Raw genomic sequence first — 18606 nt, 5'->3', positions numbered from 1 at the left:
CATGCTGCCATGGGCAATCCGGCGCGCCTGCCACCCCGCGGCCTGCGATGGACTAGCGTCGAGGGTCATGAGCTCTGCCGAACCGGCTCCGTTCCAGGCGGCGGTCGCGGCGATGAACGCCGCCCAGGTGCGCCGGGAGATCGAGCTCGGCCCCATCCGGCCGCCGCAGCGGCTCGCACCGTTCAGCTACGCCCTGGGCGCGGAGGTCCGGCATCCGGAGACCGACATCGTGCCGGAGCGGTCCGAAGGTGACGCGTTCGGGCGGCTGATCCTGCTCTACGACCCCGAGGGCGCGGAAGCGTGGGACGGCACCATGCGCCTAGTGGCCTACATCCAGGCCGATTTGGACTCCAGCGAAGCCGTCGACCCCCTGTTACCAGAGGTCGCATGGAGTTGGCTGGTGGATGCGCTGGAGGCGCGGGCCGGAGCCTCCACCGCGCTGGGCGGCACGGTCACCGCCACGACGTCGGTGCGCTACGGCGACATCTCGGGTCCTCCGCGGGCACACCAGCTGGAGCTGCGAGCCTCGTGGACGGCCATCACGCCGGAGCTCGACGTGCATGTGCAGGCGTTCTGTGAGGTGCTCGAGCATGCGGCGGGGCTGCCGCCGGTGGGCGTCACCGACCTGGGGTCGCGTTCGCGGGCGTGAGTGTCGCGGAACCCGAGCGGGTGGGCTCGGACATCGAAGAGCCCGAACCGACGCCATTGCTTCACCCATCGGACGGCGTGCCGACGCTGTCCGCGTCTGCCGACGAAATCGCCTCTGCCGCCGAGCTTTTGGCGTCTGGGCATGGCCCATTCGCCGTCGACGCAGAACGTGCGTCGGGATTCCGCTACAGCAACCGCGCCTATCTGATCCAGATTCGGCGCGCTGGTGCGGGCACAGTGCTTTTGGATCCGGTCGCAGCCGACGGCGACCCCACCGAAAATCTGCGCCCAATCGCGGAGGTGCTGAGCACCGACACCTGGGTCCTGCACGCCGCAGATCAGGACCTGCCCTGTCTGGCCGAGCTGGGCATGCGGCCCCCCGCCCTCTACGACACCGAGCTGGCGGGCCGGCTCGCCGGATACGACCGGGTGAACCTTGCCGCCATGGTGAGCCGACTGCTGGGGCTCGGGCTGGCGAAAGGCCACGGCGCCGCCGACTGGTCCAAACGGCCGCTCCCGCCGGCGCTGCTGAACTACGCGGCCCTGGACGTCGAGGTGCTGCTGGACCTGAAGAACGCCGTCGAGCAGGTGCTGGCCGAGCAAGACAAGACGCAGTGGGCGCAGCAGGAATTCGAGTACCTGCTGACGATGGAGCCTGCCCCGCCGCGGCGGGACCGGTGGCGCCGGACATCGGGCATCCACAAGGTGCGGGATGCGAGGGCGCTGACGGCGGTTCGAGAGCTGTGGACCGTGCGCGACGAGATCGCCCGTCGCCGAGACATCGCCCCCGGCCGGATCCTGCCCGACTCGGCGATCATCGAGGCCGCGGTCGCCGACCCGAAGACCGTCGCGGAGCTGACTTCGCTGCCGGTCTTCCGCGGCCCGCGTCAACGGCGCAACGCATCGGTGTGGCTCGCGGCGCTGGCCCGGGCCCGCGAAAACCCAGAGCAGCTGACGAATTCCGAACCGCCGAACGGCCCTCCCCCGGTATCTCGCTGGCATCGCCGCAAGCCGGAAGCGGCGGCCCGGCTGCAGGCGGCACGCGAAGGCCTGACCGCCCTGTCCGAGCGGGTCGGTGTGCCGACCGAGAACCTGCTGTCGCCTGATCTGCTGAAGCGGCTGTGCTGGGACTGGCCCGGCGGCACCGCGGCCGATATCGACACGTTTTTGCGCGACGGCGGTGCGCGGCCATGGCAGCGAGAGCTCGTCGGCCCGGTGCTCGCGGCCGCGTTGACCTGACCTCAACGAAATAGATACCTACGTTGTGCCAACCGCGGTAATCGCAGCGCTGGGCTTCTTCAATTTCGGCCCTTCAGCTCCGGAGGAATCGTGAGCCGGTATGGCTGGCGGCCCGCTATTGCCTACGCGGTTCACCACCCAACGCGGTCAGGCAGAAGCGCCAAAATTGTTCAACCACATCTCCTTCCATCTTGCCGACGTATGCGTAGTGGTAGAACACCGATCCGATCAGTGCGGCGATAAACCACGTGTCCCGTTCAAGGTCAGGTGGCCGGATGAGTCCGGCCTTCGCCGCCGCGTTCACCTCTGTCAGCAACAGGTCGACGAATGGCTTCTCCGCCTGCGCAAGCTCTTTCGGGAAAATTCGATGTAGCCGCCAGCGCGTGGCGACGATGAACCGTGCGGTGGTGTTTTCGTGACCGTCCTCCGCAAGCAGCGATAGAACCGTCGTGATGTAAAAGTGCAGGCGATCCAACGGGCCGGGCATCTCCGCGGCCGCCCCAGCCCAGCGGGCACATGCCTCTCGCACCGCACCTGCGACCACCGCCAGCAGCAATTCATCCTTGCTGGCGAAATAGCGGTAAAAGGTTTGCAGGGCGACGCCGGCTTCTTTCACCAGGTCCTGGGTGGTGAACTCGTCACCCTTGGCCGCGATGAGGCGGCGCGCCGCGTCCAGCATCGACCTGACTTGACCGGCGATGCGGTCGCGGGAGTTTTGCACGGCGCCTGAGCGCTCGACAGCTTTTCCCTCGGCCCCAGACATCGTTGAAATGGTAATGCCACTCAGGCAAGCCCACTTGACGACTGCCCCGCCGCCGAAGACGTGGCAGGACCTCTTGCCGCACTGACCGCTGGACATCACCTGACCGTGGCGAGATCCCTACTCGAACTTGTCTGCACCACTGCGGTTTTCGGCGCGCTCGACGTCGCTCGCCCCCAGCGCGGCCACCCAGCCGGTGATCTGCCGGGCGATGTCCTGATCGGTGAGCCCCACCTCGGCGAGCACCTCCTTGCGCGAGGCGTGCGCCAGGAACTGTTGCGGCACACCGACATCGCGGCACGGCACGTCGACCTCGGCGCGCCGCAGCGCCGCCGACACCGCGGAGCCGACACCACCGGACACGCCGTGGTCTTCGATCGTGACCACGAGCTTGTGACCGACCGCCAGCTCGCGGATCGCGTCGGGTACCGGCAGGACCCATCGCGGGTCCACCACCGTGACGCCGATGCCCTGGTTGCGCAGCCGCTCGGCCACCGACAGCGCCGTCGGGGCGAACGCGCCGACCGCCACCAGCAGCACGTCCGCGGACAACCCAGCCGCGGGCTCGGCGAGCACATCGACGCCGCCGACCCGACGTAGCGCTGGAATGTCCTCTCCCACATCGCCTTTGGGGAAGCGCAGTGCGGTGGGACCGTCGTCGACGTCCAACGCCTCACCGAGCTCCTCGCGCAGCCGCGCGGCGTCACGGGGCGCGGCCACACGCATGCCGGGGACAATGCCCAGAATCGACAGATCCCAGGTGCCGTTGTGGCTGGCGCCGTCGTTGCCGGTGATGCCGGCCCGGTCGAGCACCATGGTCACAGGCAGCTTGTGCAGCGCGACGTCCATCATGATCTGGTCGAACGCCCGGTTGAGGAATGTGGAGTAAACGGCCACCACGGGATGCAGGCCGCCCATCGCCAGCCCCGCGGCGGAGGTCAGGGCGTGTTGCTCGGCGATCCCGACGTCGAACAGCCGGTCCGGGAAGCGCTCGCCGAACTTGGACAATCCGGTGGGTCCGGGCATCGCGGCGGTGATCGCGACGATGTCGCGGCGCTGGGCGCCGTAGGCCACCAGCGCGTCGGCGAACGTCGACGTCCAGCCCGGCGCGGCCACCGCGGTGGACAGTCCCGTGTGCACGTCGATGACCCCGCAGGAGTGCATTTGCTCGGCTTCGTCATTCTCGGCCGGCGCGTATCCCATGCCCTTGCGGGTGACCACGTGCACGATCACCGGCCCGCCGTAGCCGCGGGCGCTGCGCAACGCGGTCTCGACGGCGTGTTCGTCGTGCCCGTCGACCGGCCCGACGTACTTCAGCCCGAGGTCGGTGAACATCACTTGCGGAGCCAGCGCGTCCTTGATGCCCACCTTCATGCTGTGCAGCGCCTGGTAGCAAAGTTCGCCGATCACCGGCATGCCGCGCACAGCGCGCCGGCCGCCTTCGAGCATCCGCTCGTAGCCGGGTTGCAGTCGCAGCCGCGCCAGGTGCTCGGCGAACCCGCCGATCGTCGGGGCGTAGCTGCGCCCGTTGTCGTTGACCACGATCACGATCGGGCGCCCGCCCGCCGCAATGTTGTTCAACGCCTCCCAGCACATGCCGCCGGTCAGTGCGCCATCCCCGACCACGGCGACCACATGGCGGTTGCGGTGGCCGGTCAGCTGAAAGGCCTTGGCCAGCCCGTCGGCGTACGACAGCGCCGCCGACGCGTGGCTGGATTCCACCCAGTCGTGGTCGCTTTCGGCCCGGCTCGGATAGCCCGACAGGCCGTCCTTCTTGCGCAGGGTGTCGAACCGGTGTGCGCGACCGGTCAGCATCTTGTGGACGTACGCCTGGTGGCCGGTGTCGAAGATGATCGGGTCGTGCGGCGAATCGAAGACGCGGTGCAGGGCCAGCGTCAGCTCCACCACCCCGAGGTTCGGCCCCAGGTGCCCGCCGGTGGCAGCGACTTTGTGGATCAAAAACTGCCGGATTTCGTCGGCAAGGTCGGTGAGCTGCTTTTGCGAGAGACGTTGCAGATCTGCAGGACCGCGGATCTGTTCCAGCATTCCGCCAGTGTACGCACGGACGCTGGCCGCAAGTCTGCTATGACGAGGCGGCCGTAAGGATTGCGACGCATTCCACATGGTGGGTCAGCGGGAACGAGTCGAACACCCGCAGCTGCTCCACAGCAAACCCGTGCTGACGGTAAAGGCCGACGTCGCGGGCGAACGAGGCGACCTCACAGCCGAAGTGAATCACCCGCGGCACCCCGGCGTCGGCCAGCAGCTTGATCACCTCCTTGGCGGCCCCGGCGCGCGGTGGGTCGAGCACTGCGACGTCGGGCCGCTCACGCAGTCCGGACAGCACCTTGCGCACCGACCCGTTGACCACCTGCACCTGCGGCAGGTCGGCCAGCGCCCGGGCAGCTGCCGACGACGCCGAGCGCGACATGTCGACGGACAGCACCTGGCCGATCTCGCCGACACCGTCGGCAAGCACCGCCGCGAACAGCCCGACGCCGCCGTACAGATCCCATGCCGTCATCCCCGCAGCCAGGTCGGCCCAGTCGGCGAGCAGTTCGCTGTACACCCGCGCCGCGTCGCGGTGGGCCTGCCAAAAGCCGGTCACCGGAACAAGCCAGGTCCGTTCGCCCACCCGCTGCACCGATTCGCGGCTGCCCTGCACCACGCGGAAGTCGGGTCGCGGAGACCCCCGGCCGCGCGGCCCCCGCCCTTTCCACGGACCTGCGCTGACCACGTGCCGCTGCCCGTCGTCGTCGAGCACCACGTGCACCTCGGCGCGCGGCTCGAACGTGCGGTCGACGACGCCGTCGAGCATGCCCGGCGGCAATTGTCCGCAATCGGGCGCGGTCACCAGGTCATTGGAGTGGTAGCGGTGATAGCCGACCCGGCCGTGCATGCCGACGGCCAGCCGCGCGCGGGTGCGCCAGCCCGTCGCCTCGCCGATCCCCACGCGCTCGGCGACGAGCTGGCCGGGGTCGAAGCCGGCGAGGTGCTCGAGCTGGTTCGCCACCACCTGACCCTTGAGGACGCGGGCAGCGTCGGGATCGGCGAACGCCAGGTCGCAGCACCCGGCACCCTGCGGCCCGGCAACCGGGCACAGCGACTCGATCCGGTGCGGCGACGGGTCCACGATCTCGACGGCCTCGGCGTGCCAGTACGCGTCCTTGTCGGCGGTGACCCGCACCCGCACGGTCTCGCCGGGCAGCGCGTAGCGGACGAACACCACGCGGCCCTCGTGGCGGGCCACGCAGCTGCCGCCGTTGGCGGGCGCGCCGACAGTGAGCGTGAGTTCGGTCAATCGAGGATTCCGCGGCGGGCGTCACCGGGCGCGCTGTGCGGCTGCAGCGTCTTGAGGCGCTCGGAGGAGCTGAGCTGCCACGGCACCGATGTCACCATGACGCCCGGTTCGAACAGCAACCGGCCTTTCAGCCGCAGCGCGCTCTGGTTGTGCAGCACGTGTTCCCACCAGTGGCCCACGACGTACTCGGGAATGAACACGGTCACCACCGTGCGCGGCGACTCCTGCCTGAGCCGCTTGACGTATTCGATCACCGGCCGGGTGATCTCGCGGTACGGCGACGCAATCACCTTGAGCGGCACCGTGATATCGCTTTCTTCCCACTTGTGCACCAGGTCGCGGGTCTCGTCGTCGTCGACGTTGACCGTGATGGCCTCCAGCGTGTCGGGCCGGGTGGCCCGCGCGTAGGCCAGCGCACGCAGCGTCGGCAAGTGCAGATTCGACACCAGCACCACCGCATGGTTGCGGCTGGGCAGCACCACGTCGCCCTGCTGCTCCAACTGATCGGCCAGTTCGCGACTCACCGAGTCGTAATGGCGGTGAATCATCTTCATCAGTACGAACAGTCCCGACATCGCAAGGATCGCGATCCACGCGCCCGCCACGAACTTCGTCAGCACCACGATGATCAAAACCGTGCCCGTGCACAAGAACCCGATGGTGTTGATCACCCGGGAGCGCTGCATCCGCCGGCGCTCGGCGGCGTCCTCTTCCGCGCGCAACAGGCGGGTCCAATGCAACACCATCCCGATCTGGCTCAGCGTGAACGAAACGAACACCCCGACGATGTAGAGCTGGATCAGCGCGGTCACCTCGGCGCGGAACGCGACGACGAACGCGATCGCGGCGAACGCCAGAAACAGGATGCCGTTGGAGAACGCCAGGCGGTCGCCGCGGGTGTGCAGTTGGCGCGGAAGGAAGCGGTCCTGCGCCAGAATCGAACCCAGCACCGGGAAACCGTTGAACGCGGTGTTGGCGGCCAGGACCAAAATCAGTGCGGTGACGCCGGCGATCAAGAACAGTCCTGGCGGGAAGTCGCGGAACACCGACTCCGCGAGCTGGGCGATCAGTGTCTTTTGGTGGTAGTCGGCCGGCGCGCCGATCAGCTGTTCGTGCGGCCGCTCGGCGATCTTGGCGCCGGTGGCCTTGGCCAGCAGGATGATCCCCAAGAACAAAGTGACCGCGATCAGCCCGAGCATCAGTAGCGTAGTTGCGGCGTTGCGGGACTTGGGTTTTCGGAACGCCGGCACGCCGTTGCTGATCGCCTCCACACCGGTCAGCGCGGCGCAGCCGGACGAAAACGCCCTTGCCACAAGGAACGTCAATGCAAAGCCCATGATGTCGGTGTGTTCGGCGTGCAGCTCGAAGCCGGCCGACTCGGCACGCAGCGGCGTCTGCAAGACGTACAGCTGGAAGAAGCCCCAGCCCAGCATCAGGTACATGCCGATCATGAACGCGTAGGTGGGGATCGCGAACGCCGTGCCGGATTCCCGTATTCCGCGGAGGTTCGCCGAGGCCAGGATCAGGATCGCGGCCACGGCGAACGCTGTCTTGTGCTGCGCGACGAACGGCAGCGCCGAGCCGATGTTGCTCATCGCCGACGACATCGACACCGCGACGGTCAGCACGTAGTCGACTAGCAGTGCACTCGCGACGGTCAAGCCCGCGGTGCGCCCGAGGTTGGTGGTCACCACCTCGTAGTCACCGCCGCCGGACGGGTAGGCGTGCACATTCTGGCGGTAGCTGGCGATCACCACGAGCATCACCGCGGCGACGGCCACACCGATCCACGGAGCCATCGAGTAGGCGGCCAGCCCGGCCACCGACAGCACCAAAAAGATTTCCTCCGGCGCGTACGCCACCGACGACAACGCGTCGGAAGCGAACACCGGCAGCGCGATCCGCTTGGGCAGCAGCGTGTGCGCCAGTTTGTCACTGCGGAACGGCCGTCCCAGAACCAGCCGCCGGGCCGCGGTCGAAAGCTTGGACACGAGGACCAACACTATTCGCACCGGGCAGGTGGCTGTAGCGTTGTGCCCACAGTTGTGCGCGCCGCGGGAGGGGCTCCCAGCCACCGGAAAGGACGGAAGTTGCGCGTCGTGGTGATGGGATGCGGCCGCGTCGGCGCCTCGCTGGCCGACGGGTTGGCCAGGATCGGCCACGACGTCGCGATCATCGACCGCGACAGCACGGCGTTCCACCGGCTGTCGCCGGAATTCCCCGGCGAGCGGGTACTGGGCATGGGGTTCGACCGCGACGTGTTGCTGCGGTCCGGCATCGAAGAGGCCGGCGCGTTTGCGGCGGTGTCCTCCGGCGACAACTCGAACATCATCTCGGCACGGGTGGCGCGCGAAACCTTCGGCGTGCAGCGGGTGGTCGCCCGCATCTACGACGCCAAGCGTGCCGCGGTGTACGAGCGGCTGGGCATTCCCACGGTGGCGACGGTGCCGTGGACCACCGACCGGCTGCTGAATGTGCTCACCCGCGAGACCGAAACCACCAAGTGGCGCGACCCGTCGGGCAACGTCGGCGTGGCCGAGATTGCGCTGCACGAGGACTGGGTGGGCCACCGCGTCACCGACCTGGAGGCGGCGACGGGCGCGCGGGTGGCGTTCATGATCCGGTTCGGCGGCGGTCTGCTGCCCGAGCCGAAAACCGTGATCCAGGCCGGCGATCAGGTGTACATCGCGGCGATCGCAGGACGCATCGCCGAGGCGATGGCCATCGCGGCGCTTCCTCCCAGTGAGGATGTGCGCGGGTGAGAAGGGGTGGAAGGGATTAGAGTCCCATGAAAGTCGCCATCGCCGGGGCCGGCGCGGTCGGGCGCTCGATCGCTCGCGAGCTCATCGAAAACGACCACGAGATCATGCTGCTGGAGCGCAATCCCGAGCACATCGACGTCGACGCAATCCCGGCGGCCCGCTGGCATCTCGGAGACGCCTGCGAATTGTCGCTGCTGGAGTCGGTGCACTTGGAGGAGTACGACGTCGTCGTCGCTGCGACCGGTGACGACAAGGCCAACGTGGTGGTGAGCCTGCTGGCCAAGACCGAGTTCGCGGTGCCGCGAGTTGTCGCGCGGGTCAACGATCCCCGCAACGAGTGGCTGTTCGACGACGCGTGGGGCGTCGACGTCGCGGTGTCCACGCCGCGAATGCTGGCCTCCCTCGTCGAGGAAGCGGTTGCGGTCGGAGATCTGGTGCGGCTCATGGAGTTCCGGCAGGGCCAAGCCAACCTGGTGGAGATCACACTGCCCGACAACACCCCGTGGGGCGGCAGGCCGGTGCGCAAGCTGGAGCTGCCTCGCGACGCCGCGCTGGTGACCATCCTGCGCGGTCCGCGGGTGATCGTGCCCGAGGCCGACGAGCCGCTGGAAGGCGGTGACGAGCTGCTGTTCGTGGCGACGACAGAGGTCGAAGACGAACTGCGCAAGCTGCTGCTGCCAGAGGTGTAGTCGTCGAGAGCGACGTTTTGCTTGTTGCTACTCGACCTTTTCCTGCACAACGTCACTCTCGCGCAACTCGGCGTCGTGCACCGCGCGCTGGGCGATCCGGATCGGGAAGTACATCGACAGCGCGGCGAGGATCGTCAGCGGCCACCCCATCGCGATCCGCGCTACGCCGAGCCAGTTGGTCTGGCCCAAGTCGTACAGGTAATGCTGCACCAGGAACCGCGACAAGAACACGCCCACCCAGATCAGTGTCGCAATGTCGTAGGCCCACACCGCTTTTCGCACCTGGCGCCAGCTGGAGTCATGCTCCTTGATGACGCTCCAGATGTAACCCACGATCGGCCGGCGCACCACGACCGAAACCGCGAACACCGCCGCCCAGAACAACGAGCTCCAAATGCCCAGCAGGAAATAGCTTTTGCTCTCCCCCATCACATAGGCGATCACCGCGCAGATGGCTACGCCGAGGAACCCTTGCACCGCGGGCTGCACGCTTTCCCGCCGGTACAGCCTCCACACCAGGATCAACGCCGCAACCGCAAGCGCGGAGATGATCGCCGGCATCAGGCCGAACGCCGTTGACACCGGGACGAAAACCACCACCGGCAGCGAGGAGTAGACGAGCCCGCTGACGCCGCCCATCTGGGCGAGCAGCTGCCGCGGAACGTCGCGCTTTTCTTCCACGCGGCTTTCGCGGTCGAGGTCGCTCAACGCTGGATTTCGTAGTGCGGGTTGTAAATGGCCTTGGATCCGTTCTCGAGCTTGCCCAGCCGACCGTGCACTCGCAGAGTGCGCCCGGGTTCGATGCCCGCGATCCGCCGCTGACCCAGCCACACCAGCGTCACCACGTCGGTGCCGTCGAACAGCTCGGCTTTGACCCCGCTGGCGCAGCCCTTCGCATTGGTTTCCACGCTGCGCAGCGTGCCGACCATGGTGACTTCCTGACCGCGCTGACAGTCGATCGCCCGCTGGGCGCCGGTACTCGCCGCTTCGTCGGTGAGCTCTTCGGCGTCGAGTTGCTCGGGGTCTTCGGTCAGCCGACGAGTGAGCCGCCGCAGTAACCCGTCGGCCCTGCCATCGGCCACAGCCATGACCCGCTCCTGACACGTCTGTGTGTTTGCATCCTGCCCCCGCAACGGTAGACCTCTTGGAGTCGATCTGCCATGTGACCCAGGAGTTGCTGTGCGTGTCGCGCAGCAAGGCAGGCAGGATCGAACGGTGGCGGTCGACCTGCGCGGAGTGAGCACGGTGTTACTGCCCGGCACTGGTTCCGACGACGACTACGTCTACCGGGCCTTTTCCCCGTCGTTGCACCAGGCCGGCGCACGGGTCGTGCCGGTGGCACCGCGGCCGGGCGGCCTGGTCGCCGGCTACCTCGCCGCACTCGATGACGCGGCGGGCGACGGTCCGATAGCCGTGGGCGGCGTGTCGATCGGCGCAGCGGTCGCGGTGGCGTGGGCGCTTGCCCACCCGCAGCGCGCGGTGGCCGTGATGGCTGCCTTACCGGCGTGGACCGGCTCGCCGGCGACCGCGCCCGCCGCCCTGGCCGCCCGTCAATCCGCACTGGTGCTGCGACGTGAAGGCCTGGCCGCCGCGACAGCTCAGATGCGCGCGTCGAGCCCACGATGGCTTGCCGACGAACTCGCCCGCTCCTGGGCAGCGCAGTGGCCGGCACTGCCCGACGCGATGGAGGAGGCGGCCGGCTACGTGGCACCCACCCGCGCGCAGCTCGAAGCGCTGACTGTCCCGTTGGGTGTCGTCGGCGCCGTCGACGACCCGGTGCATCCGGTGGACGTGGCTGTCGAGTGGGCGACTGCGGCGCCGCGGGGAGCCCTGCGCACAGTGACCCTGGACCAATTCGGTGCCGACCCCTCAGCCCTCGGCGCGGCCTGCGTGGCCGCGCTCGACGAGGCCTCAGCGCGCTAAGCGCCGCCCATCGAGGTACGCAGCTGCTGCATCGCCGAGCCGGGCGCGGTGCGGCGCGCCGTGGGCTGCGGCGGTTCGCCTTGCTGATGCTGAGGTTGCTGCTGAGCATGCTGGGCGGCGGCCTGTTGCTCGGCCGCGGCACGCAATTGAGCTGCCATCGCCTCGGGCAACTGCACCGGCAGCGGCGTGCGCACCGGCAGCGGAGTGTCGCCTCGGCGAACCACCGTGTCGGCCAAGGCATTGCGGGCCTCGGCCGCAAGCGCGTCGATGGTCTGGTCCGGTCCGTTGACCACGCAGCGGACCATCCACCGGTAGCCGTCCACCCCGATGAACCGCACGGTGCCGTTTCCGACGCCTACCACTTCGCGGCCCCACGGGCCGGACTCGATCGACACTTTCGCGCCGTCTTTGCGCAGCGCCTCAGCCAGCTCCCTGGCGACCTCACGCCACAACCCGGTGCTCTTCGGCGCGGCGTAGGCCGCGATCGTGAACCGCCCGTTGGGCGTGACCACCCACACCGCGCTCGGCACGCCCATTTCGGTGACGTCGACTTGAAGCTGGCCCGTTTCAGGCACCGGTATCAGAACCGAGCCCAGGTCCAGCCGGGCGACTTCGGCCTGCGCGGGGTCGTCGAAGTCTTCGATGTCGAACGGCCCGTCGACGTCAGGGTCGATGGATTGGTTGCCTTCTGCCATCACAAACTCGCATGTCCTCCGGAGGAGCCGTGTCCGCCTTCACCGCGCGTCGTCTGCGCCAGGCCGGCTTCGTCGAACGACGACACCTCGATCAATTCCGGCAGTTCGACCCGCTGCACCAGCAGCTGGGCGATCCGGTCACCGCGGTGCACGACGATCGGCGTGTGGGGATCGAGGTTGATCAGCGCCACCTTGATCTCGCCGCGATAGCCGGCGTCGATGGTGCCGGGACTGTTGACAATCGAAAGTCCAACGCGGGCAGCCAATCCCGAGCGGGGATGCACCAGCCCCACCATCCCGTACGGGATGGCCACCGCGATGCCGGTGGACACCAGCGCCCGCTCGCCGGGACCGAGCTCGACGTCTTGTGCGCTGTAGAGGTCGACACCGGCGTCGCCGTCGTGGGCTCGGTTGGGCATCGGCAAGTCGCGGTCCAAGCGCACGACCGCCAGACGGGTGGACACGACCCCAAAGACTACCCTTGGCCGCGTGTCGGCAAGCCCCGCAACGTCGCAATCGGTGCGCTATCGCGAGCGGTTGACGGTGCCGTGGTGGTGGTGGCCGCCGGCGTTCGGGCTGGCTGCGCTGGTGGCGTTGGAAGTCAACCAGGCGGCGCGCCAGCTTCCCGGCTGGGTGTCGTTCGCATTTCTCGGCGCCGTCGCCGCGGGCGTGTTGATCTGGTTCGGCCGCGTGGAGATTCGCGTGGTCGACGGAGCCGAGGGCCCCGAGCTGTGGGCCGGTCCGGCACATCTGCCGGCCGCAGTGGTCAGCCGCTTCGCAGAGGTTCCGAAATCGGCGAAATCGGCGGCGCTGGGTCGCCAACTCGATCCTGCGGCCTACGTCCTGCATCGACCGTGGGTCGGACCCATGGTGTTGCTCGTTCTCGACGATCCCGATGACCCGACGCCCTACTGGCTGGTGAGCAGTCGCCGCCCGGAGCGCGTGTTGACTGCGCTACAGAAGTCGCCTGCGCCTTGAGCGCTCTAGGCCGCGCAGTCGGTACAGATCATCCGGCCGTCCTTCTCACTGGCCAGCCGGCTGCGATGGTGCACCAAAAAACAACTGGAACACGTGAACTCGTCGGCTTGCTTCGGAATGACGCGTACCGACAGCTCTTCCCCCGACAGATCCGCACCGGGCAGCTCGAAGGACTCGGCCGACTCCGACTCGTCGACGTCAACCACCGCCGACTGCGCCTCGTTGCGGCGCGCCTTGAGCTCCTCGAGTGAGTCCTCCGACACGTCGTCGGTCTCGGTACGCCGCGGGGCGTCGTAGTCCGTGGCCATCCCCTTGCCCCCTTATCTACTTATTGCAGCAGAGCTTTGTACCAGCCTCGAACGCATCCGCCAAACGATTCGTGCCCGGATTCCGAACTGTTCAACTGTGATTTACATCACACTCTTCGCGGGAGTGTTGCGGATCACGTCGACGCCTGCCTCTACAGTGCAGGGGTGGTCGCGCTCATCACCGAAGGAACCGCGTACGACCGGCACGGACGGCCGTTTCGGCGACGAAACTACACGCCGGCCATCATCGTCGGGGTGGTACTGCTGATCGCCACCACCGTCATCTGGGCGATCGCCCTGACCCGTCCCTCCGATGTGCATCAGGCCACCGCCTGCAATCCCCCACCGGGCCCGAGCGACCCGTCGCAGCCGACGCTGGGCGAGGAAGTCTCGCGCGCCAATATGACCGACGTGGCGCCGGCCAAGCTGGCCGACGTGAAAGTCAGGGTGCTTAACGCCAGCGGGCAGGGCGGACAGGCCGCTACGGTGGCCGACGGCCTTCGCGATCTGGGGTTCGGTCAGCCCAGCGCCGACAACGACGCCGTCTACGCCAACACCAGGCTGGTGTGTCAAGGCCAGATCAGATTCGGCAAGGCCGGTCAGGCGGCCGCGGCGGCGGTCTGGCTGGTCGCGCCGTGCGTCGAGCTGTATCAGGACCAACGGCCCGACGACACGGTTGATTTGGCGCTGGGCACGGAATTCAAGGCGCTGAGCCACAGCGACGACATCGACGCGATGCTGGCCAGCCTGCGACCTGAAGCCGCCGCACCGCCGGATCTTTCGCTGTTGCCGAAGATTCACGACAACTCGTGCTAGCCGTCGGGCAGCCGATCGTGAGCGCCTAGGCGCTCGAGCAGTTCGTGAAGTTCGGCAGCGATACCGGGTGCCGCCACCAGCGTCAGGTCGGGCCCGTCGGCTTGCGGTAGCTGAACGTGAGCGCCGGCTTCGGCGGCGATCAGTGCAGCGGCTGCCCAATCCCAGCGGTTGAGCCCATGCTCGTAGTGGCCGTCCAGCAGACCGCTGGCCACCATGCACAGATCCAACGCGGCCGAGCCTGCCCGGCGAATGTCGCGTACGCGGGGCAGCACGCCGGTCAGCACCTGGGCCTGAGCGGCGCGCCGATGCGGTGAATACCCGAAGCCGGTGCCGACCAGTGCCATCGACAAGTCGTGAATATCGTTGCAGTGCAGAGCCTTTGACTGTCCGCGTCCGTCGACCATGCGAGCCCCCAGCCCCTTGGCCGCGGAGTACAGCTGGTAGCGCGTCACGTCGGCAACCGCGCCTGCCACCGACACCCCGCCGCGCTGGGCCGCCACAGACACCGCATAGGCGGGTATCCCGTACACGAAGTTGACCGTGCCGTCGATCGGGTCGAGCACCCAGGTGACCGCGTCGCCGTCGGCGTCGACGCCCGATCCGCCGCCTTCTTCCCCGAGCACCGGTTCGCCGGGACGCAGCCGGGCCAACCGGTCGCGTAGCCGCCGTTCAGTCTCGGTGTCCACCACGGTCACCGGATCGGTGCGCGTGCTCTTCGACTGCACCACGTCGTCGCAATCTTCCCGGCCGCCGCCGAAGACGTCGGCGCGACGAGCGCGCACGTACTCGGCCGCCTCCGCCGCCAGTTTCTCAGCCACCGAGCGCAGTTCGGCCGCGTCGTCGTCGCGTACGGTCACCGCAACATCGCAGCACGCGAATCCCGACTCGCGCCAGCGGCAGCCAGTAGGGTTGGGGTCGCGTCGACTGCCGCCGCCTCGCCCAGGAGTGCCCATGACCGCCACCGACACCCCGATCACCGAAAACGCAAGCCGCGCCGGCGTGCGTCGTCGCGGATTCGGCGTGGACGTCGGCGGAAGCGGCATCAAAGGCGGAATCGTGGACCTGCAGACCGGCCAGTTGATCGGCGACCGGTTCAAGCTGCCGACACCGCAGCCGGCCACCCCCGAGGCGGTGGCCAAGACGATCGCGGCCGTCGTCAGGGAGTTCGGCTGGACCGAGCCGCTGGGTGTGACGTATCCCGGCGTGGTCACCAACGGGGTGATCCGCACGGCTGCCAATGTCGACAAGGCGTGGATCGGCACCGAGGCCACCAAAGTGATCGGCGCGGCGCTAGACGGGCAGCCGGTGACCGTGCTCAACGACGCCGACGCGGCGGGCCTGGCCGAAGAAAGGTTCGGGGCGGGCAAGGATCAGACCGGCGTCATCGTGCTGCTGACGTTCGGTACCGGTATCGGCTCGGCGGTGATCCACAACGGCGTGCTGCTGCCCAACACCGAATTCGGCCACATCGAAGTGGGCGGAATGGAAGCCGAGCACCGGGCTGCGTCGTCGGTGAAGGAAAAGCACGGCTGGAGCTACAAGCGCTGGGCGCCCGAAGTGACCAAGGTGCTGGTGGCGATCGAGAACGCGATATGGCCGGATCTGTTCATCGCCGGCGGCGGTATCAGCCGCAAAGCCGACAAATGGGTCCCGTTGCTCAAGTGCCGCACCCCGGTGGTTGCAGCAGCGCTGCAGAACACCGCGGGAATCGTCGGCGCGGCAATGGCCGCAGAGGTCGATGTGACCAGCACAATCAGCCCGCTCAGCGGGGTTTGAGCGGGCGCTGTCGTTACAATGGTCGTCGGCGGCCGCAAATCGAAGACAGCGGCGAAAATCCAAGACTGAAACAACACGCCGACATTCGACACAGCGCAAGGCAGCCGCAACTGGGCCGCTCCAGGTGAGGCCCCTGCGCAACGCTGGCGATGTCGGCAGACGCGAAAGGGAGTACGTGGCAGCGACGAAGGCAAGCCAGGCCACCGAAGAGCCGGCGAAGCGCACCGCTACCAAGACCCCCGCCAAGCGGACAGCGGCCAAGGCGTCCGCGCCGGCCAAGCGCGCGACGAAGGCGACGAAGACGGCTCAATCGAAGTCGACGACGGCCAAGGCGCCCGACAAGGCAGCCGCGAAGACAACCACCAAGCCGCGGACTGCCCGCGAAGAGGCGGTTGAGGCCCAAGCGGCCAAAGCTCCGTCGCGCAGCCGGTCGAAGAAGGCGACGTCGCCGGAGTCCGTCGACACCAAGGGCGCCGGCGTCGAAGAAGCCGCCGAAGAACTCGACACCGATCTCGAACTCGAGGAGCCGGTCGACGACATCGTCGTCGACGATGCGGATCTGGAACTCGACGACCTCGAAGAGGAAGCGGACGAGGACGTCGAGGACGCGGTCGAGGTGGCCGAGGGCGAGAGCGAGACCGCCGAGGCGAGCGAGGAGCTGCCGGCGGCCGAAGACGACGAGATCGCCGAACCGAGCGAGAAGGACAAGGCGTCGGGCGACTTCGTCTGGGACGAAGAGGAATCCGAAGCTCTGCGCCAGGCACGCAAGGACGCCGAACTTACCGCATCGGCCGACTCGGTACGTGCCTACCTCAAGCAGATCGGCAAGGTAGCGCTGCTCAACGCCGAGGAGGAAGTGGAGCTGGCGAAGCGGATCGAGGCCGGCCTGTACGCCACGCAGCTGATGGCCGAGATGGCCGAGCGCGGCGAGAAGCTGCCCCCCGCTCAACGTCGCGACATGATGTGGATCTGCCGTGACGGCGACCGCGCGAAAAACCATCTCCTCGAAGCGAATCTGCGACTCGTGGTGTCGCTGGCCAAGCGTTACACCGGCCGCGGCATGGCGTTCTTGGACCTCATCCAAGAGGGCAACCTCGGTTTGATCCGCGCAGTCGAGAAGTTCGACTACACAAAGGGTTACAAGTTCTCGACCTACGCCACCTGGTGGATTCGCCAAGCGATCACCCGCGCGATGGCCGATCAGGCGCGCACGATCCGTATTCCGGTGCACATGGTCGAGGTGATCAACAAGCTCGGCCGCATTCAGCGCGAACTGTTGCAGGACTTGGGCCGCGAGCCGACGCCCGAAGAGCTGGCCAAGGAAATGGACATCACGCCCGAGAAGGTGCTGGAGATTCAGCAGTACGCGCGTGAACCGATCAGCCTGGATCAGACCATCGGCGACGAAGGCGACTCGCAGCTGGGCGATTTCATCGAAGACTCCGAGGCCGTGGTGGCCGTCGACGCGGTGAGCTTCACGCTGTTGCAGGATCAGCTCCAGTCGGTGCTGGAGACGCTGTCGGAGCGCGAGGCCGGCGTGGTGCGGCTGCGGTTCGGACTCACCGACGGACAGCCGCGCACGCTCGACGAGATCGGTCAGGTCTACGGCGTTACGCGCGAGCGCATACGCCAGATCGAGTCGAAGACGATGTCAAAGTTGCGCCATCCCAGCCGTTCTCAGGTATTGCGCGACTACCTGGACTGAGCGACACTACGAGCAGTTACTAACCTGCATATTTGTCGCTCGTCTCAGAAATATCGGCGAAGCACAGCGCATTGAGTCAAGATATCGAGCATGCCTCGACGTATTTCGCAATAAGGTGTTTCGCTCTGTTTGCACTCGACTAGCACGCTGCACGAAACGTACCGATCGATCGGTCGTGCGAGCTCCGCTCATCATTATCAAGCTTTGCTAGCGGCGATCATCGCCGCGCCAATCTCGTCGACGCCAACTGCGGTGTACCGATCGAGGGATACCCGCTGGCATAGTTCTGTCTATGTCACGAGGGTTCTTGCTGGTACTGCCGGTAATCGTCGCAGTGATACTCGCCGCTTGCAGCAGTACGACTTCGAGAAGGCTGGATGAATCGTCAAATGCGATCAAGTCGCCACCTCAGTCAGTGCTCGCACCGTCGACCGTTCGGCAGGCGTGCGAGATGCAGAAGTGGCCACGGCCCGTCCCCGAAGTTGTTGGTCTGATCGCCGCTGACGCGGTCGGTGGCTCGCTTGCATGCTGGGACAACATCAAAGCGATAGCGCCTGACGGACACGACATAAACAATGAACCCGCCGATAATGACAAGAACACCGAATACCGCATAGCCGAAATTTCCCCGCCACAAGGCACACCGACTAGCCGCAACGACTGGCTGACGATTCGAGTTGTGCCCGTTGATCTCCAAGCAACCCCTCCGGCGTACCACCCATGCGATTGGGTTACCAAGGAAGAGGCCGAGAGATTCCTCGGTGACACCTCAGCAACACTCATGCCCGCAGGAGATGAGCCGGGCGCCACCGCACCTTTCTGTACGTACGACACCGGCCCTCATTTCGTCACATCCCAGCTGAACCTTCCCGCCAGCTTCCCAATAGACGCAGCAACGGCGTTCAACATGCGAGCCGCTTATGGACAGGCAGTCGTCATCGACGGATTACCGGGCGCAGCGCGCTGCACCACGGACCCCCGCGACAAGGGTGCTCTTTACACGCTC

Annotated in this window: 20 protein-coding genes; 10 read left to right on the top strand and 10 right to left on the bottom strand. The window is 67.2% G+C overall.

The window, feature by feature from the left end:
* The first annotated feature begins 67 nt into the window (after positions 1-67).
* Together AC5Y39_RS10005 and AC5Y39_RS10000 are read left to right on the top strand one after the other, a co-directional pair.
* A complete protein-coding gene (locus AC5Y39_RS10005; RefSeq protein ID WP_500017459.1) occupies positions 68-649 on the top strand; it encodes a DUF3000 domain-containing protein in 582 nt (193 codons plus the stop codon).
* Positions 646-1887, top strand: a complete 1242-nt coding sequence (locus AC5Y39_RS10000; protein WP_500017461.1) for an HRDC domain-containing protein — start codon at positions 646-648, stop codon at positions 1885-1887. Before AC5Y39_RS10005 ends, AC5Y39_RS10000 begins: the two co-directional genes overlap by 4 nt.
* A 115-nt stretch (positions 1888-2002) precedes the next feature.
* On the opposite strand, the gene AC5Y39_RS09995 is transcribed toward AC5Y39_RS10000, so the two are convergent.
* From AC5Y39_RS09995 to AC5Y39_RS09980, 4 genes are all read right to left on the bottom strand, one after another.
* Complete coding sequence (locus AC5Y39_RS09995; protein WP_500017537.1) at positions 2003-2608, bottom strand: TetR/AcrR family transcriptional regulator; 606 nt, start codon at positions 2606-2608, stop codon at positions 2003-2005.
* Positions 2609-2767: 159 nt separating this feature from the next.
* A complete protein-coding gene (gene dxs, locus AC5Y39_RS09990) occupies positions 2768-4693 on the bottom strand; it encodes a 1-deoxy-D-xylulose-5-phosphate synthase (protein ID WP_500017463.1) in 1926 nt (641 codons plus the stop codon).
* A 37-nt stretch (positions 4694-4730) separates the two neighbouring features.
* Entirely contained in the window at positions 4731-5948 is a 1218-nt protein-coding gene (locus AC5Y39_RS09985) for a class I SAM-dependent RNA methyltransferase (protein ID WP_500017465.1), read from the bottom strand.
* Positions 5945-7939 (bottom strand): APC family permease, encoded by a 1995-nt coding sequence (locus tag AC5Y39_RS09980; protein ID WP_500017467.1) that lies wholly within the window; start codon positions 7937-7939, stop codon positions 5945-5947. The genes AC5Y39_RS09985 and AC5Y39_RS09980 overlap by 4 nt, the downstream gene beginning before the upstream one ends.
* A 99-nt stretch (positions 7940-8038) precedes the next feature.
* Here AC5Y39_RS09980 and AC5Y39_RS09975 point away from each other — a divergent pair, with 99 nt between their 5' ends.
* Positions 8039-8710, top strand: a complete 672-nt coding sequence (locus tag AC5Y39_RS09975) for a potassium channel family protein (protein ID WP_500017469.1) — start codon at positions 8039-8041, stop codon at positions 8708-8710.
* Between the two features lie 26 nt (positions 8711-8736).
* Positions 8737-9399, top strand: coding sequence for a potassium channel family protein (locus tag AC5Y39_RS09970; protein ID WP_499910538.1), 663 nt, complete (start codon positions 8737-8739; stop codon positions 9397-9399).
* 27 nt (positions 9400-9426) lie between these two features.
* Here the strand turns inward: AC5Y39_RS09970 and AC5Y39_RS09965 are convergent, their stop codons facing one another.
* Both AC5Y39_RS09965 and AC5Y39_RS09960 read right to left on the bottom strand, forming a co-directional pair.
* The gene (locus AC5Y39_RS09965; protein WP_500017539.1) at positions 9427-10038 is read right to left on the bottom strand and encodes a DUF3159 domain-containing protein; all 612 of its coding nucleotides are present in this window, start codon (positions 10036-10038) and stop codon (positions 9427-9429) included.
* Positions 10039-10103: 65 nt separating this feature from the next.
* A complete protein-coding gene (locus tag AC5Y39_RS09960; RefSeq protein WP_500017471.1) occupies positions 10104-10487 on the bottom strand; it encodes an OB-fold nucleic acid binding domain-containing protein in 384 nt (127 codons plus the stop codon).
* Between the two features lie 127 nt (positions 10488-10614).
* Between AC5Y39_RS09960 and AC5Y39_RS09955 the strand changes: the two genes are divergently transcribed.
* Positions 10615-11322 carry a serine aminopeptidase domain-containing protein gene (locus tag AC5Y39_RS09955; RefSeq protein ID WP_500017473.1) on the top strand — a complete coding sequence of 236 codons (708 nt, stop codon included), beginning with the start codon at positions 10615-10617 and terminating at the stop codon, positions 11320-11322.
* On the opposite strand, the gene AC5Y39_RS09950 is transcribed toward AC5Y39_RS09955, so the two are convergent.
* Both AC5Y39_RS09950 and dut read right to left on the bottom strand, forming a co-directional pair.
* Positions 11319-12017, bottom strand: coding sequence for a DUF3710 domain-containing protein (locus AC5Y39_RS09950; protein ID WP_500017475.1), 699 nt, complete (start codon positions 12015-12017; stop codon positions 11319-11321). The two genes, AC5Y39_RS09955 and AC5Y39_RS09950, sit on opposite strands and share 4 nt — an antisense overlap.
* On the bottom strand, positions 12017-12481 hold the full coding sequence (gene dut, locus AC5Y39_RS09945) for a dUTP diphosphatase (protein WP_500017477.1): 465 nt from the start codon (positions 12479-12481) through the stop codon (positions 12017-12019). Before dut ends, AC5Y39_RS09950 begins: the two co-directional genes overlap by 1 nt.
* A 25-nt stretch (positions 12482-12506) precedes the next feature.
* Between dut and AC5Y39_RS09940 the strand changes: the two genes are divergently transcribed.
* Entirely contained in the window at positions 12507-12995 is a 489-nt protein-coding gene (locus tag AC5Y39_RS09940; protein WP_500017478.1) for a DUF3093 domain-containing protein, read from the top strand.
* A gap of 5 nt (positions 12996-13000) precedes the next feature.
* On the opposite strand, the gene AC5Y39_RS09935 is transcribed toward AC5Y39_RS09940, so the two are convergent.
* Positions 13001-13303 (bottom strand): DUF4193 domain-containing protein, encoded by a 303-nt coding sequence (locus AC5Y39_RS09935; RefSeq protein WP_499910525.1) that lies wholly within the window; start codon positions 13301-13303, stop codon positions 13001-13003.
* A 165-nt stretch (positions 13304-13468) separates the two neighbouring features.
* On the opposite strand from AC5Y39_RS09935, the gene cei reads away from it, so the two are divergent.
* A complete protein-coding gene (gene cei, locus AC5Y39_RS09930; protein WP_500017480.1) occupies positions 13469-14119 on the top strand; it encodes an envelope integrity protein Cei in 651 nt (216 codons plus the stop codon).
* Here cei and AC5Y39_RS09925 read toward each other — a convergent pair.
* A complete protein-coding gene (locus AC5Y39_RS09925) occupies positions 14116-14976 on the bottom strand; it encodes an inositol monophosphatase family protein (RefSeq protein WP_500017482.1) in 861 nt (286 codons plus the stop codon). The genes cei and AC5Y39_RS09925 overlap by 4 nt on opposite strands.
* Positions 14977-15070: 94 nt before the next feature.
* Between AC5Y39_RS09925 and ppgK the strand changes: the two genes are divergently transcribed.
* The 3 genes from ppgK to AC5Y39_RS09910 all read left to right on the top strand — a co-directional run.
* Positions 15071-15895 carry a polyphosphate--glucose phosphotransferase gene (gene ppgK, locus AC5Y39_RS09920; RefSeq protein WP_500017484.1) on the top strand — a complete coding sequence of 275 codons (825 nt, stop codon included), beginning with the start codon at positions 15071-15073 and terminating at the stop codon, positions 15893-15895.
* A 175-nt stretch (positions 15896-16070) separates the two neighbouring features.
* Positions 16071-17600, top strand: a complete 1530-nt coding sequence (locus AC5Y39_RS09915; RefSeq protein ID WP_500017486.1) for an RNA polymerase sigma factor — start codon at positions 16071-16073, stop codon at positions 17598-17600.
* 292 nt (positions 17601-17892) lie between these two features.
* The coding region (locus tag AC5Y39_RS09910; RefSeq protein ID WP_500017487.1) for a hypothetical protein at positions 17893-18606 on the top strand (714 nt) is incomplete at its 3' end.

The organism is Mycobacterium sp. NGS39, from assembly GCF_059812765.1.
The sequence above is the reverse complement of the archived record's forward strand: the minus strand, read 5'-3'. Positions and strand labels throughout refer to the sequence as shown.